Source organism: Streptomyces sp. NPDC090106, assembly GCF_044747265.1.
Classification (GTDB): domain Bacteria; phylum Actinomycetota; class Actinomycetes; order Streptomycetales; family Streptomycetaceae; genus Streptomyces.
This window is the reverse complement of the sequence record NZ_JBIVDS010000015.1, coordinates 201976-216413: the sequence shown is the minus strand read 5'-3', so window position 1 is coordinate 216413 and position 14438 is coordinate 201976. Positions and strand designations below refer to the sequence as shown.

Here is a 14438-nt window from a genome sequence, read left to right as displayed (position 1 = left end):
CCCGCGCCTTAGATGTGGCTGGAGCGCTCCCGGGACGCGAAGGAGACCCATGCACGCCCCACGACGCCGAGACGACGCACCGACGCGGCAGCCGGCCGCCCGGCAGGCTCCTCAGTCCTCCAGGACCCCGGGGCCGGTGCTCGCCGCGGGCGCGTCGGAGCTGCTCGCCCGGCAGCGCGCCACGGGCAACGCCGCCGTCGTGCAGATGCTCCGCAGGGCCGGGCACGGCGGCGGGGAGGCGGAGCGGCACGCGCACGGACCGGACTGCGGGCACGCGGCGGCGGGCCCGGCGGCCGTCCAGCGGTCCGCCGTGCACGACGTGCTGCGCGGCTCGGGGCGCCCTCTGGACGACGGGGTGCGGGGCGAGATGGAGGCCCGCCTGGGCGCGGACTTCTCCGACGTCCGGCTGCACACCGACCACGCGGCCCGCGCCTCCGCCCGGGAGATCGGGGCCCGCGCCTACACGTCCGGCAGCCACATCGTCGTGGGGTCGGGCGGCGGGGACCGGCACACGCTCGCCCATGAGCTGACCCATGTCATCCAGCAGCGGCAGGGCCCCGTCTCCGGCACCGACCACGGCGACGGGCTCGCCGTCAGCGACCCCGGGGACCGGTTCGAGCGGGCGGCCGAGGCGAACGCCACGCGGGCGCTGGCGGGGCCCGTGCCGGACGTGCGGCGGGCGCTTCCCCGGCCCTCGGGCGGGACCGGCGGGCCGACCGCCGTGCAGCGGTACACGACCGGGGGCCGGGTCACCGGCGTGACGGGCGAGAGCGCGGCGCAGCACCCGAACCGGACCAAGGGGGTCGACCACTTCCTGACACAGGGCTCGGAGGCCGTGCTGCGCCCCGGCGAGTCCCCCAACAAGCTGATCAAGGCCCAGGTCGATCCCGCGAAGGCGGACGCCCGCGCCGACGTGCCGCTGGTCGACCACATGGACATCCGGATGCACCAGCCGTTCGACGTCTCCCTGCTGATCTCGGACGACGGCACGCTCGCCGTGCACGACACGGACCGCGAACCCAAGGAGTTCTACGCCTCCCAGCAGGCGTTCACCCAGGCCAACGCGGATCTCCTGGCCCGCGGCAGCGCCTACACGCTGGTGCAGTCCGGCGGCTCCGTCCGGACCGCGGGCGGCGAGCTGAAGCGGGTGACCCCCGTGGTCAACGGGGAGGAGGACCGGGCCAGGGCCGAGGGCTTCGCCGACCTGGTCAAGCACCAGTGCATCGACGTGGCCCGCAAGGTGATCGGCACCTACGCCATGGAGATCGCGCTCCAGGGCACCACCACCGACGAGACCGCGCCCTGGAGCCAGGACCAGGGCACCGCGATCGCCGAGCGGCTCACCGCGGCGGTCCACGCGCCGACCGGGAACCCCGCTCCCGGCAACTCGGCGGCGGAGCGGTACGGCAGCACCCTGCGCACCGACCCCGCCGCCTCCGACGCCGCCGCCCAGGAGCTGGGCGTCAACAACCACGCCCGGCCCGAGGTGGGCGAGGCGTTCGCCACGCTGTCGATCGGCAGCGACCAGAAGATCGACTACGCGACCGCCGCGCCGGGCACGACGTCCACCGACCACTCGGACGTGGACGTGTGGAACTACCACTTCGCCGGCGTCGTCGCCCGCAGCGGCGACGGCAACGACTGGGTGACGCTGGAGAACTACACCCGCAACCAGCAGGCGCAGAAGGCGATGCAGGACCTGGAGGCCAAACTCCTCGACGCGTACCGGAGGAAAACCGTCGGCTGGTTCCGCAACAAGGAGGGCAGAACGCCCAAGGGCCGGTTCGAGAGCGAGCGGATCATCGAGATGATCCAGGAACTGGCCGCCACCACCCGCGCCAAGGCCGTGGCGGAGTACAACGCCCTGAGCGTCGCGCAGGAGGCCTGGCAGAGCAAGTGGTTCTTCCGGATGTACGGCTCGGGCGCCGGCCAGCGCTTCCACGAGCGCCAGTACGCCGGCGGCCAGGGCGACTTCGTCAACCCGCTGACCATCCGGACGCGGCGGCCCCCGGCCGAGTGACGCTCACACCAGCCGTTCGCCCGCCCGCCACACCCCGCTGACCAGGGGCACCCCGGGCCGGTAGGCGAGGTGGACATGGCTCGGCGCGTCGAGCAGGACGAGGTCGGCCCGCGCGCCCGGCGCGAGATGCCCGATGTCGTCCCGGCGCAGGGCCGCCGCGCCGCCCGCCGTGGCCGACCAGAGCGCCTCGTCGGGCGTCATCCCCATGTCGCGCACCGCGAGCGCGACGCAGAACGGGACCGACGAGGTGAACGACGAGCCCGGGTTGCAGTCGGTCGACAGGGCGACGGTGACGCCCGCGTCGAGCAGCCGGCGGGCGTCGGGCCACGCAGCCCGGGTGGAGAACTCGGCGCCGGGCAGGAGCGTGGCGACGGTGTTCCCGCTCGCGAGGGCGTCGACGTCCGCGTCCGTGAGGTGGGTGCAGTGGTCGGCGCTCGCCGCGTCCAGTTCGACGGCGAGCTGGACGCCCGGGCCGTAGGAGAGCTGGTTGGCGTGGATGCGCGGGTGCAGGCCCCTGGCCCGGCCCGCGGTGAGGATCGCGCGGGCCTGGTCGCCGTCGAAGGCGCCCTTCTCGCAGAACACGTCGATCCACCGGGCGTACGGGGCGCAGGCGTCGAGCATCTCGCCGGTGACGAGCGCGACGTAGGCGGCCGGGTCGTCGGCGAGGTCCGGGGAGACGATGTGCGCGCCGAGGTAGGTGACCTCCTCGGTGTGGGCGGCGGCGATGCGCAGGGCGCGGGCCTCGTCGTGGACGGTCAGGCCGTAGCCGGACTTGGTCTCGAAGGTCGTGGTGCCCTGGCGCAGGGCCTCGGCGAGATAGCGGGTGAGGTTCGCCTCCAGCTGCTCGTCGGTGGCGGCGCGGGTCGCGGCGACGGTGGTGCGGATGCCGCCCGCGCTGTAGGAGCGGCCGGACATGCGGGCGTTGAACTCCTGGGTGCGGTCGCCCGCGAAGACCAGGTGGGAGTGCGAGTCGACGAAGCCGGGGACGACCGCCCTGCCCCCGGCGTCGATCCGGTGGTCGGTGGCGGGTGCCGCGGCCGATTCACCGGTCCACACGACCCGGTCGCCCTCGATGACGACGGCCGCGTCCTGGATCAGGCCGAGGGGCGAACCGTCGCCGAGGGAGGGGGAGTTGGTGACCAGTGCGGCGATGCCGGTGATGGCCGTGCTGCCGGTGCTGCTGCTCATGGCGTCCTCGTGGGGTGTCGTCAGGCGCGGAGGGCTTCGATGGCGTGCGCCAGCGCGCGGGGCACATCGGGCACGAGCGTGTGCGCCCCGTCCCGTACGACGTGCCGTCCGCCCACGATCGTGTGGCGTACGTCCGCCGCGCTCGCCGCGAAGACGGCCGTCTCGGCGCCGAGCCGGGGCAGCGGGCCCGCGGTCCTGACCGAGTCGAGCGCGACGGTGGTGAGGTCGGCGAGCGCGCCGGGCTCGATGGTGCCGGCGTCGTCCCAGCCGAGGGCGGCGTGGCCGTCGGCGGAGGCGGCGCGCAGCAGGGCGGCGGCCGTCCAGTGGCCCCGGGTGCGGGTGCGCAGGCGTTCGTTCAGCTCCATCGCGCGGGCCTCTTCGAACAGGTCGATGACGGCGTGGCTGTCGGAGCCGAGGGAGAGCGGCGAGCCGGCCCGCTGGAGGGCGACGGCCGGTCCGATGCCGTCGGCGAGGTCCCGTTCGGTGGTCGGGCACATGCAGGTGCCGGTGCCGGAGCCGCCGAGCAGGGCGATGTCCTCGTCGGTGAGGTGGGTGCTGTGGACGCCGGTGGTGCGGGGGCCGAGGACGCCGTGGTCGGCGAGGAGCCGGGTGGGGGTGCGTCCGTGGGCCGCGCGGCAGGCGTCGTTCTCGGCGGTCTGCTCGGAGAGGTGGACGTGGAGCGGGGCGCCCCGTTCCTCGGCCCAGCGGGCGACGGTCTCCAACTGGTCGGCGGGGACGGCCCGCACGGAGTGGATCGCCGCCCCGATCCGCGCGTGGTCGCGGTCCTTGAGGGCAAAGCAGCGTTCGGCCCAGGCGTGGGCCGTGCCGTCGGAGAAGCGCGCCTGGTGGCTGTCGGGCGGCTGCCCGAAGCCGGAGGAGAGATAGGCGGTGTCGAGGAGGGTGATCCGGATACCGGCGTCGGCGGCGGCCTCGACGAGGGCCTCGCCCATGGCGTTGGGGTCGGCGTAGGGGGTGCCGCCGGGGGCGTGGTGGACGTAGTGGAACTCGCCGACGGCGCTCACGCCCGCCAGCGCCATCTCGGCGTAGACGGCCCGCGCCAGGTCCCGGTAGGTGTCCGGGGTGAGCCGGTCGGCGAAGGAGTACATGATCTCGCGCCAGGTCCAGAAGGTCCCGGAGCCGACCTGCACGGTGGCGCGCAGGGCGCGGTGGAAGGCGTGGCTGTGGGCGTTGGCGAGCCCGGGGAGGGTGAGTCCGCGCAGGATCTCGGCGCCGGGGGGCGGCGCGGGCGTGTCGGTGCGGACGGCGGTGATGCGGCCGTCGGTCACCTCGACGGCCACGCCCGGCTCGACGTGGGTGTCGAGCCAGGCGTGCTCCAGCCAGTACGTCGTCACGTGGTGGCCAGTCCTTCCAGTACGTCGGCGAGGGCGAGCACCCCGGCCACGCAGTCGTCCTCGGTCGCGGACTCGGCCGGGGAGTGCGAGACGCCGGTGGGGTTGCGTACGAACAGCATGGCGGTCGGGACGCTCCCGGAGAGGATTCCGGCGTCGTGTCCGGCGCCGGTGCCGAGCACGGGCACGGACAGGGCGGCGTCGCGGTCCGTGCCGAGGATGCGGCCCAGTTCGTCGCGCAGGGCGTGGTCGAACTCGACGACGGGGGTGAAGGACTCCCGGACGACGTCGAGGTCGATGCCGTGCGCGTCGGCGTAGGCGCGGGCGGCCTTCTCGATGCCGCCGACGACGGTGTCGAGGGCGGCCTGGTCCTCGGCGCGGGAGTCGAGCCAGCCGCGCACCAGGGAGGGGATCGCGTTGACGCCGTTGGGTTCGACGGAGATCTTGCCGAACGTGGCGACGGCACCGGCGAGTTCGGCCTCCCGGCGGGCGGCGAGCACGGTCTCGGCGTAGGACAGCATCGGGTCGCGCCGGTCGGCGAGCCGGGTGGTGCCGGCGTGGTTGGCCTGGCCGCGGAAGTCGAACCGCCAGCGGCCGTGCGGCCAGATGGCGCTGGCGATCCCGACACGGTCGCCGGACAGGTCCAGGGCGCGGCCCTGCTCGACGTGGAGTTCGACGAACGCGCCGATGCGGGCGAGCCGTTCGGGATCCGGGCCGATGGCGTCGGGGTCGTACCCGGCGGCCTCCATGGCCCTCGGCAGGCTGACGCCGTCGCCGTCGGTGAGCCGGTGGGCGGCCTCGGTGGTGAGCTGCCCGGCGGTCAGCCGGGAGCCGACGCAGGCCAGTCCGAAGCGGGCGCCCTCCTCGTCGCCGAAGTTGACGAGGGCGAGGGGCTTGGTGAACTCGGTGCGGCGGGCGCGGAGTTCGTCGAGCGCGGCGAAGGAGGACACCACGCCGAGGGGCCCGTCGTAGGCGCCGCCGTCGGGCACGGAGTCGAGGTGCGAGCCGGTGACGACGGCGTCCCCGGCGCGCGGGTCGCCGAGCCAGGCCCACTGGTTGCCGTTGCGGTCGACCTCGTAGGCCAGCCCGCGGGCCTCGGCCTGCTCCTTGAACCAGGTCCGGCACTCGGCGTCGGCGCCGGTCCAGGCGTAGCGGCGGTAACCGCGGGAATCGGGGTGCCGGCCGATGGGGAGCAACTCGCGCCACATGGTGTGGAACGAGCTGCCCCGGGACGTCCGGGTCACGCGTCGTCACCCTCGCGCATCGGCACCCGTACGCCGCGCTCGTCGGCGACGGACTCGGCGATGTCGTAGCCCGCGTCGACGTGGCGGATGACGCCCATGCCGGGGTCGTTGGTGAGCACGCGCCGGATCTTCTCGCCGGCCAGCGGAGTGCCGTCGGCCACGGTGACCTGGCCGGCGTGGATCGAGCGGCCCATGCCGACGCCGCCGCCGTGGTGGAGGGAGACCCAGGAGGCGCCCGAGGCGACGTTGACCATGGCGTTGAGCAGCGGCCAGTCGGCGATCGCGTCGGAGCCGTCGAGCATGGCCTCGGTCTCGCGGTAGGGGGAGGCGACGGAGCCGCAGTCGAGGTGGTCGCGGCCGATGGCCAGCGGGGCGGCCAGCTCGCCGCTCGCGACCATGTCGTTGAAGCGCTCGCCGGCCTTGTCGCGTTCGCCGTAGCCGAGCCAGCAGATGCGGGCGGGCAGGCCCTGGAAGTGGACGCGTTCGCCGGCCAGCTTGATCCAGCGGTGCAGCGACTCGTTCTCGGGGAAGAGGTCGAGGATCGCCTTGTCCGTCTTGTGGATGTCGGACGCCTCGCCGGACAGGGCGGCCCAGCGGAAGGGGCCCTTGCCCTCGGAGAAGAGCGGGCGGATGTAGGCGGGGACGAAGCCCGGGAAGGCGAACGCGCGGTCGTAGCCGGCGAGCTGGGCCTCGCCGCGGATGGAGTTGCCGTAGTCGAAGACCTCGGCGCCGGCGTCCATGAAGCCGACCATGGCCTCGACGTGCCGGGCCATCGACTCCCGGGCGCGGGTGGTGAAGCCCGCCGGGTCCTTGGCCGCCGCGTCGGCCATGTCCTCGAAGTCCACGCCCACCGGCAGATAGGCCAGCGGGTCGTGGGCGGAGGTCTGGTCGGTGACGATGTCGATGGGGGCGCCCTCGGCGAGCATCCGCGGCAGCAGCTCGGCGGCGTTGCCCAGCAGGCCGATGGAGAGCGGGCGGCGGGCGTCGCGGGCCTCGACGGCGAGTCGGAGGGCGTGCGCGAGGGAGTCGGCGCGGACGTCCAGGTAGCGGTGCTCGATGCGGCGCTCGATGGCGCGCGGGTCGACGTCGATACAGATCGCGACGCCGTCGTTCATGGTGACGGCCAGCGGCTGGGCGCCGCCCATGCCGCCGAGGCCGGCGGTGAGGGTGATGGTGCCCGCCAGGGTGCCGCCGAACTTCTTGGCGGCGACGGCGGCGAAGGTCTCGTAGGTGCCCTGGAGGATGCCCTGGGTGCCGATGTAGATCCAGGAACCGGCGGTCATCTGGCCGTACATGGTGAGGCCGAGGGCCTCCAGGCGGCGGAACTCCTCCCAGTTGGCCCAGTCGCCGACGAGGTTGGAGTTGGCGATCAGGACGCGCGGGGCCCACTCGTGGGTCTGCATGACGCCGACGGGGCGGCCGGACTGGACGAGCATCGTCTCGTCCTGCTTGAGGGTGCGCAGGGTGCGGACCATCGCGTCGTAGGAGCGCCAGTCGCGGGCTGCCTTGCCGGTGCCGCCGTAGACGACGAGCTTGTCGGGGTGCTCGGCGACCTCGGGGTCGAGGTTGTTCTGGAGCATCCGCAGGGCGGCTTCCTGCTGCCATCCCAGGGCGCTCAGTTCCGTACCGCGCGGGGCTCGTACGGGGCGGGGTCCTGACATGGTCTGCCTCCTGGTGGGCCGCTGCTCAGGTTGTTGCTGTCGTTATTCACATCCTGGCTTCCTGAATAGACCTAGTCAATAGGGCCACCCCTCGGCATCGGGCGGGAACGGATGTTTGGCTGGATGCATGGGCCCGGACGACGAGCAGACGGGGGACGGCATGGACCACGGGGACACGAGGCGCGCGGCGCGGCGGGACGAGGCGGTCCGGGCGGCGGTGGAACAGGGGCTGCTGACGCCGGGCTCCCCCGTCGTCGGCCTCCTGGACGTCACCGGCATCCGGGAGTCGGCCGCCGAGCTGCGCGCGGCCTTCGACGCGGTCACCGCGCCCGGCACGCCGGTGCTGCACGCCTTCGCGGTGAAGGCGACCCCCCTGGTGGCGGTCGTACGGCTGCTGCGGGAGGCCGGTATCGGCGCGGAGGTGGCGAGCCCGGGCGAGCTGGCGCTGGCGCGGGCGGCGGGGATGCCGCCGGAGCGGACGGTGCTGGACTCGCCCGCGAAGACCCCGGCCGAGCTGCGGGAGGCGCTGGCGCTGGGCATCGCCGTGAACGCGGACAACCCGCAGGAGCTGGCCCGCGTCGACGCGCTGATGGACTCGGCGCCGAGCCGCTCGCCGATCGGCATCCGGGTCAACCCGCAGGTCGGCGGGGGTTCCATCGGGGCGACCTCGACGGCCACGGCGACCTCGAAGTTCGGGGTGGCCCTGACCGACCCCGGCGCGCGCGAGTGGGTCGTGCGCGCCTGTGCCGAGCGCCCGTGGCTGACCCGGCTGCACACGCACACCGGCTCGCAGGGCGTGCCGCTCGCCCTGATGGCGCGGGGCGTCGCGGAGGCGTACACGCTCGCCGAGGAGATCAACCGGCGTCTGGGGCGGCGCCAGATCGACACCATCGACATCGGCGGCGGACTCCCGGTGAACTACGGATCGGACGAGACGACACCGACGTACGCCGCCTACGCCCGGCTGCTGCGCGAGACGGTGCCGGGGCTGCTCGACGGACGGTACGGACTGGTGACCGAGTTCGGCCGGTCGCTGCTGGCCGCGCACGGCACGATCGTGGCGCGGGTCGAGTACGCCAAGAGCGCGGGCGGGCGGCCCGTCGCGGTGACGCACGCGGGCGTGCAGGTGGCGACGCGGACGGTGTACCTGCCGGGGTCGTGGCCGCTGCGGGTCGCCGCGTACGACGCGAAGGGGCGGCCCAAGGCGGGCCCCGAGGTGGTGCAGGACGTCGCCGGTCCGGCGTGCTTCTCGGGCGACCTGCTGGCCGAGGGGCGGGCACTGCCGCTGCTGGAGCAGGGCGACCACGCGGCGGTGCCGGACACGGGGGCGTACTGCTTCGCGCACCACTACGCGTACAACTCCCTCGCCCGGCCCGGCGTGTACGGGTTCGCGCCGGACGGCGCCGGCGGGGTCGCGTTCGCCACGGTCCGCTCGCCGCAGACGCTCGACGAGATCGTGGCGGAGTCCGGAGGGGCGCACGCCTCGGCGCTCACCACCCTGGGCGACACAATGCGCCGTTGACGGGCACGCGGGACATCCGGGTCAACTGATCCGAAAAGCAGCTCAGTCGACCCACCCTACCCACCCCGCCGCATGTTCCACCGGAAAATGCCGGAATCCTCACCCCCCGCCCACACGGTGCGTAGTTTCGGCGTCACTCAGCCGAACCCCAGGCGGGAGGGGAATCCACGGTGCCCGGTATCGACGAGTGTCTGCTGGAAGTCATGCAACTGCCCGGTGCCCGGGGAGCCTCGCTCGTCGACTGGACGAGCGGGCTCGCCCTGGGCACCGTGGGCGAGTCACCGGGGGGTGATCTGGAGACGGCCGCCGCCGAGGTGGCCGAGCTGGCCCGGCTGGCGGCCGAGCAGCGGGCGTTCGCGCCCGACGGCTCCGAGGAGGATCCGCCCGTCGAGGACGTGATCATCAGCAACCGCGACAGCTACCACGTCCTGCGGTTCGTGCGGACGTCCTTCGACAGCAGCGTCTTCCTCCACCTGTGGCTGGCCCGCGTGGAGGGCAATCTCGCGCTGGCCCGCATCAGGTTGGGCGAGATGACCGGACGGCTGGTACTGGGATGACGGCGGTGACCACCACGCCACCTCCCCGGTTGCCGGTACGGGACAAGGCCGAGGCCCGCGACCGGGCCTGGGGCGGCGTCTCGCCGATGCTGACCCGGCTCGCCGCCGAGCGGGCCACCGGTGTCCTCGTCCGCGAACGGGGCACCCTGCACCTCGCCGAGGGGCGGGTGGTGCACGCCGAGAGCCCCGAGGCGCCCGGCCTCGGCGAACTGCTCACCGCCCGCGGCACCCTCGACGCCGACACCTGGCACCAGGCCGTCGCCCAGGCCCAGGGCGTCACCGGCGCCGCCCTGCTGCTCGCCGAACGCAACCTGCTGACCCGGGGCGAGCTGGAGCTCAGCCATCTCGAAGCCCTGTACGACGCGGCCTACTTCGCCCTGTCCCCGAGCAGCAGCCCGGGCCGGTTCCGGTACGTGGGCGCGGAGGAGGCGCCGGGCGTGCACCCGGTGGCCGTGGCCGCGCTGGAGCACGAGACGCTGCGCCGCCGCGACCTGCTGCACCGCGTCTGGCCCGACCCCGCGTCGGACCACGCCCCGCTGCACCGGGCGAGCTCCCTGGGCGCGCCCTCCCTCACGGCCCGGCAACGGGCGGTCCTGGACCGGGTGGACGGCGTCCGCGCGGCCCCGGACATCGCCCGCGCCATCGGCCGCCCGGCGTTCCACACCCTGGTGGACGTCCGGCGGCTCGCGGCGGCGGGCCTCGTCACCTGCGGCGCCCCGCGGCCCGTGACACCACCCCAGTCCACCGACCCCGACATCACGTTGCTGAAGAGGCTCAGGGATGCGCTGGAGTCCCTTTGACCGACAGAGGGCCCGCGCCGAGAGGAGAGACCTGATGGCGGCCGAACCGGAGATCCTGGACGAGCTGCGCCGGCTGCGCAGCCGGGTGCCGTATCTGACCGGCGCCCTCGCCGCCACGGTGGACGGCCTCGTCCTCGCCCAGGACACCCCGGGCGTCGAGCCCGAGAGCATGGCCGCCCTGACCGCCGCCGCGCTCGGGATCGCCGTACGGCTGGCGGACACCGCCGGGCAGGGCGACTTCCGGGAGCTGGCGGTGCGCTGCGCCTACGGCTACGTGGCGACGTACAGCGCGGGCCGCACCGCCGTGCTGACCCTGCTCGCCCAGGACCGGGTCACCGTGGGCCGGCTCCATCTGGAGGGCCGCCGCTCGGGCATCCGGATCGGGGAGCTCGTCGACTCCCGCACCCCGGTCGAGCCGCCCGTGAAGCCCGCCGCCGCTCCCAGGACCACCACCGCCAGATCCAGAACCGCGCGCCCGCCTCGTACGGCCAACGCGCGGACATCCACCGAGAGTTGAACCCGGGTATTCACCCAGTGAAGGAGCATCACCCATGGCCAACACCGAAACCTGCCTGAAGGAAGCGCTCGCCTCCATCGAGGGCGCGACCGGAGTCGCCCTCGTCGACTACACCAGCGGGATGGCGCTCGGCACGATGGGCGGCAGCAAGGGCTTCGACCTGAACGTCGCCGCCGCGGGCAACACCGACGTGATCCGCGCCAAGATGCGCACGATGGAGCACCTCGGCCTCAAGGGGGCGATCGAGGACATCCTGATCACCCTGTCCGACCAGTTCCATCTGATCCGGCTGATCAGCGGCCGGGGCGGCAACGGGCTGTTCCTGTACCTGGTGCTGGACGCCAAGCGGGCGAACCTCGCGATGGCCCGCCACCAGCTGAAGCGGATCGAGGAGGACCTGGAGGTCTGACCCCGGTCCCCGCGGGCCGCTCCCGGTCCGCTCAGACCAGTGCCGCGGCGCGGCGGCGCGCCCCGCCCGGGGCCGCGTCGCCCGCCGCGACGCCCGTGCCGCGGTAGCCCCTGACCGCCTTGCCGACGGGGCGCCCCGCGCGGGCGTCCAGCCAGTCGACCCGCACCCACCACAGCGCGTCCTCGGACCGCTCGCGCCGCCCGAGCCAGGCCGCCTTCAGCCGCAGCCCGGCGCCGGTCCCGGCGAGCAGCAGCCCGCCCGCGACGGGCACGGCGAAGTTGGCGCCGAGCGCCAGCAGCCAGCCCAGCAGCAGCCACCAGCGGTGCCCGTGGCGCCAGTTGCGCACGGTCACGGCCCGGTCCTGGAGCACGTCGTGCCGCCCGGCCCGCGAGGCCCCGCGCCCGAGCGCCGTGTAGCGGCCCCGGCGGACGCAGGCGACGACGGCAGCGGCGACGAGGAACAGCGCGGCTCCCGCCATCACCCCGATGCGCCGCCCGGTCAGCCCGGGGACCAGCAGGCCGACGCCCGCCGCGAACACCCCGGCCCACCACAGCGGGGCCGCTCCGGCGCGGACGACGACGGCCACCCGGGCCAGCCCCTGAGCTCTGCGATCTGCGCGTGCCACGTTCCGCCTCCTGCTCGTCCCGGCACAGTCCTGTCGGGGCAGGCTAGTGAGCGAACGTGAGACGAGCCTTAACGCACGCGCGGGCCGGTCACTCGACGAACAGGCCGCCCGCCGCCGCCTTCGCGTCGAACTCCTCCAGCCGGGCCTGCGCGTCCGGCAGGTCGTCGCACATCGCCTCCAGCAGGACCCGCCCCAGCAGCATCGGCGCGCAGGCGGTGTCGAAGGCGAGCCCGGTGCCGACGGCGGCCGGGAGCAGCAGGTCGGAGACCTTGGCGACGGGCGCGAACGCGGAGTCGGCGACCGTCACCACGGTCAGTCCGGCCCCCTTGGCGTACCCGAGGGTGTCGACGACCTCGCGCGGGTGCCGGGGCAGCGCGAAGCACAGCAGCGCGGTGGCCCCGGCGCGCACGGCGGCGTCGATCCGGTCGTGGACCATCGTGCCGCCCTCGTCGAGGAGCCGGACGTCGGGATGGACCTTGGCGGCGAAGTAGGCGAAGCCGTAGGCCTGGGAGGCGGCGGCGCGCAGGCCGAGGACGGGCAGCGGCCGGGAGGCGGCGAGCACCCGCCCGGCCCGCTGCACGGGCCGCGGGTCGGCGAGCACCTCGGCCAGATGCCTGAGGTTCTCGATCTCGGCCTCGACGGCCTGCTGGTACGCGTTGTACGAGGCGGTGGCCGCGTTCTGCTCGGCGGGCGCGACCTCGCGCAGGTGTCTGCGCAGGGCGGGGTAGCCGTCGAAGCCGAGGGCGACCGCGAAGCGGGTCACGGACGGCTGGCTGACACCGGCGAGTTCGGCCAGCTCGACGCTGGACAGGAACGGCACGTCGGCGGCGCGCCGGACCATGCTGTGGGCGATGCGCCGCTGGGTCGGGGTGAGCCGGTGCCCCTCGAACAGGGCTTGCAGCCGCCCGGCCGCGGTGTCCACGGCACCCTTCTCGCTCTCCGTGCTCATGCCTCGTTCCCCCTCCAGATCCGCGTGAACCGGTCGAGCAGTCGCGCCGCGGCGCTCACGTCGTCGGTGAGCGGCCGGTCGGCCTGGTCCTCGTCGAGCACCGCGAGGGCCAGCTCCAGCGCCCGCCCGACCGGGAGCTCCGGGTCGGGCCCCAGGTCGCGCTGGCGCAACGCCCGTACGGCGGCGACGAGTTCGCAGCCGACGACGAGCCGGTACGCACCGCACGCCCGCAGGGTCTGGCGGGCGGCGAGCGAGGCGAAGCTGGCCTGTTCCTCGACGCCTCGGGAGAGTACAGCGTGCCCGAGGGAGGCGGGGGCGGAGAAGGCCCGCAGATCACCGAGGGCGGCCCCGGCGGCGTACTCCAGGATCATCACGCCGGAGGAGGCGGGCTCGTGGTCGGCGAGGAAGGGCCGCAGCCGGGTGTAGGCGGGTTCGTTGAGGGTGGACAGACGGGACGTGGAGAGCCGGGCCACCTGGGTCAGGGCGAGCCGGAAGTGGTCCAGGGCCAGGGCGAGCTGGGCCTGGTAGAAGCCGCCGTGGTGGTAGGCGGCCATGTCCTCGGGGGTGATGAGGGGGTTCTCGGCGGCGGCGTTGATCTCGACGGTGAGGACCGCTTCGAGGGCGTCGGCCGCGTCGTGGGCCGGGCCGTGGATCTGCGGCAGGCAGCGGAAGCCGTAGGGGTCCTGGATCCGGCCGAGCGGCGGGGTGGGCCGTTCGTCGGCGCCGATCAGCTCCCGCATCCGCCGGGCCACCTCGCCGCTGCCGCGGTGCGGCCGGGCGGCGTGCACGGGGGCGGCGTACGCCTCGTGGGAGCCGTCCACGGCGAGCAGGGAGAGCGCGCCGACGACCTGGGTGGCCTCCAGCAGCCCGCGCAGTTCGTGCAGGGCGAGCGCGGACTGGCCGAGGGTGAGGGCGTTGCTGCTGATGAAGGCGAGGGCGTCGTTGTTGTCGAGGGGCTGGGGTGCGGGGGCGACGCCCTTCCAGGCGTGCTCCCCGGCGAGTGCGAGACCGGCCTGGGCGAGGGCGGCGATGTCGCCGGTGCCGACCGAGCCGAACTCGTTGACGACCGGGTACGCCCCGCTCTCCAGCGCCTCGCACAGGGCGCTCACCACGGTCGGCCGCAGTCCGGCGCCGCCCGCGAGGAGCTGGTTGGCGCGCACGGCGAGCATGGCGCGGACCTGCCGGGCGGGCAGTTCCTCGCCGATGGCGCCGGCGTGGCTGCGCAGCAGCCTGAGCCCGTGCTCGGCGGCGGCCTCGGTCGGCACGGGTTCGTTCCGGTTGGCGCCGACGCCGGTGGAGCGGCCGTAGACGCGTCCGGTCGCGGCGATCTGCCGGGCGGCGTCCCAGGACTCGCCCACCCGCTTCACGGCCTCGGTCCCGGGCACCGGCCGGGCGGTGCCGTCGGCGAGCCGTACGACATCGGCGACGCCCAGCCCGATCCCGTCGAGGACGACCAGGCCGGTGTGCACGGGTTCCGGCGCGTCCACGATCCGAGACGACATCAAGCCCAAACTCCCCTCAATCCCGACATTCCATCTCACCTTTCGGTCATCCGTTCCTTCGGATTTACCTCAACCCGTTGACAACCTATTCAGCT

13 protein-coding genes are annotated in these 14438 nt (G+C 74.2%); 6 read left to right on the top strand and 7 right to left on the bottom strand.

The genetic code is table 11. The features are described from left to right. Window positions 1–49: 49 nt before the first annotated feature. Window positions 50–2020, top strand: coding sequence for a DUF4157 domain-containing protein (locus tag ACIPSE_RS38495; RefSeq protein ID WP_401672416.1), 1971 nt, complete (start codon window positions 50–52; stop codon window positions 2018–2020). 3 nt (window positions 2021–2023) lie between these two features. Here the strand turns inward: ACIPSE_RS38495 and hutI are convergent, their stop codons facing one another. From hutI to hutU, 4 genes are read right to left on the bottom strand one after another with little or no spacing between them, the layout of a single operon-like run. Then, window positions 2024–3208, bottom strand: a complete 1185-nt coding sequence (hutI, locus tag ACIPSE_RS38490) for an imidazolonepropionase (RefSeq protein WP_401672412.1) — start codon at window positions 3206–3208, stop codon at window positions 2024–2026. Between the two features lie 20 nt (window positions 3209–3228). Then, entirely contained in the window at window positions 3229–4560 is a 1332-nt protein-coding gene (locus ACIPSE_RS38485; protein ID WP_401672410.1) for a formimidoylglutamate deiminase, read from the bottom strand. Then, complete coding sequence (locus ACIPSE_RS38480; RefSeq protein ID WP_401672564.1) at window positions 4557–5765, bottom strand: allantoate amidohydrolase; 1209 nt, start codon at window positions 5763–5765, stop codon at window positions 4557–4559. The genes ACIPSE_RS38485 and ACIPSE_RS38480 overlap by 4 nt, the downstream gene beginning before the upstream one ends. 32 nt (window positions 5766–5797) lie before the next feature. Beyond that, complete coding sequence (gene hutU / locus ACIPSE_RS38475) at window positions 5798–7462, bottom strand: urocanate hydratase (protein WP_401672408.1); 1665 nt, start codon at window positions 7460–7462, stop codon at window positions 5798–5800. A gap of 127 nt (window positions 7463–7589) precedes the next feature. Here hutU and ACIPSE_RS38470 point away from each other — a divergent pair, with 127 nt between their 5' ends. The 5 genes from ACIPSE_RS38470 (at window position 7590) to ACIPSE_RS38450 (ending at window position 11267) form a co-directional block, all read left to right on the top strand. Next, complete coding sequence (locus ACIPSE_RS38470; protein ID WP_401672405.1) at window positions 7590–8984, top strand: diaminopimelate decarboxylase; 1395 nt, start codon at window positions 7590–7592, stop codon at window positions 8982–8984. 170 nt (window positions 8985–9154) lie between these two features. Then, window positions 9155–9541: a hypothetical protein gene (locus ACIPSE_RS38465; protein ID WP_401672403.1), complete on the top strand. Its 387-nt coding sequence runs from the start codon at window positions 9155–9157 to the stop codon at window positions 9539–9541. Beyond that, window positions 9538–10341, top strand: a complete 804-nt coding sequence (locus ACIPSE_RS38460) for a transcriptional regulator (RefSeq protein ID WP_401672402.1) — start codon at window positions 9538–9540, stop codon at window positions 10339–10341. The genes ACIPSE_RS38465 and ACIPSE_RS38460 overlap by 4 nt, the downstream gene beginning before the upstream one ends. 34 nt (window positions 10342–10375) lie before the next feature. Beyond that, window positions 10376–10858 carry a roadblock/LC7 domain-containing protein gene (locus ACIPSE_RS38455; protein ID WP_401672399.1) on the top strand — a complete coding sequence of 161 codons (483 nt, stop codon included), beginning with the start codon at window positions 10376–10378 and terminating at the stop codon, window positions 10856–10858. A 34-nt stretch (window positions 10859–10892) separates the two neighbouring features. Next, window positions 10893–11267 carry a hypothetical protein gene (locus ACIPSE_RS38450; protein WP_401672398.1) on the top strand — a complete coding sequence of 125 codons (375 nt, stop codon included), beginning with the start codon at window positions 10893–10895 and terminating at the stop codon, window positions 11265–11267. Window positions 11268–11298: 31 nt separating this feature from the next. Here the strand turns inward: ACIPSE_RS38450 and ACIPSE_RS38445 are convergent, their stop codons facing one another. The 3 genes from ACIPSE_RS38445 to ACIPSE_RS38435 form a co-directional block, all read right to left on the bottom strand. Then, on the bottom strand, window positions 11299–11892 hold the full coding sequence (locus tag ACIPSE_RS38445; RefSeq protein WP_401672397.1) for a hypothetical protein: 594 nt from the start codon (window positions 11890–11892) through the stop codon (window positions 11299–11301). An 88-nt stretch (window positions 11893–11980) separates the two neighbouring features. Beyond that, window positions 11981–12841 (bottom strand): MurR/RpiR family transcriptional regulator, encoded by an 861-nt coding sequence (locus tag ACIPSE_RS38440; protein WP_401672395.1) that lies wholly within the window; start codon window positions 12839–12841, stop codon window positions 11981–11983. Then, window positions 12838–14343 (bottom strand): aromatic amino acid ammonia-lyase, encoded by a 1506-nt coding sequence (locus ACIPSE_RS38435; protein ID WP_401672394.1) that lies wholly within the window; start codon window positions 14341–14343, stop codon window positions 12838–12840. Before ACIPSE_RS38435 ends, ACIPSE_RS38440 begins: the two co-directional genes overlap by 4 nt. Window positions 14344–14438: the final 95 nt, after the last annotated feature.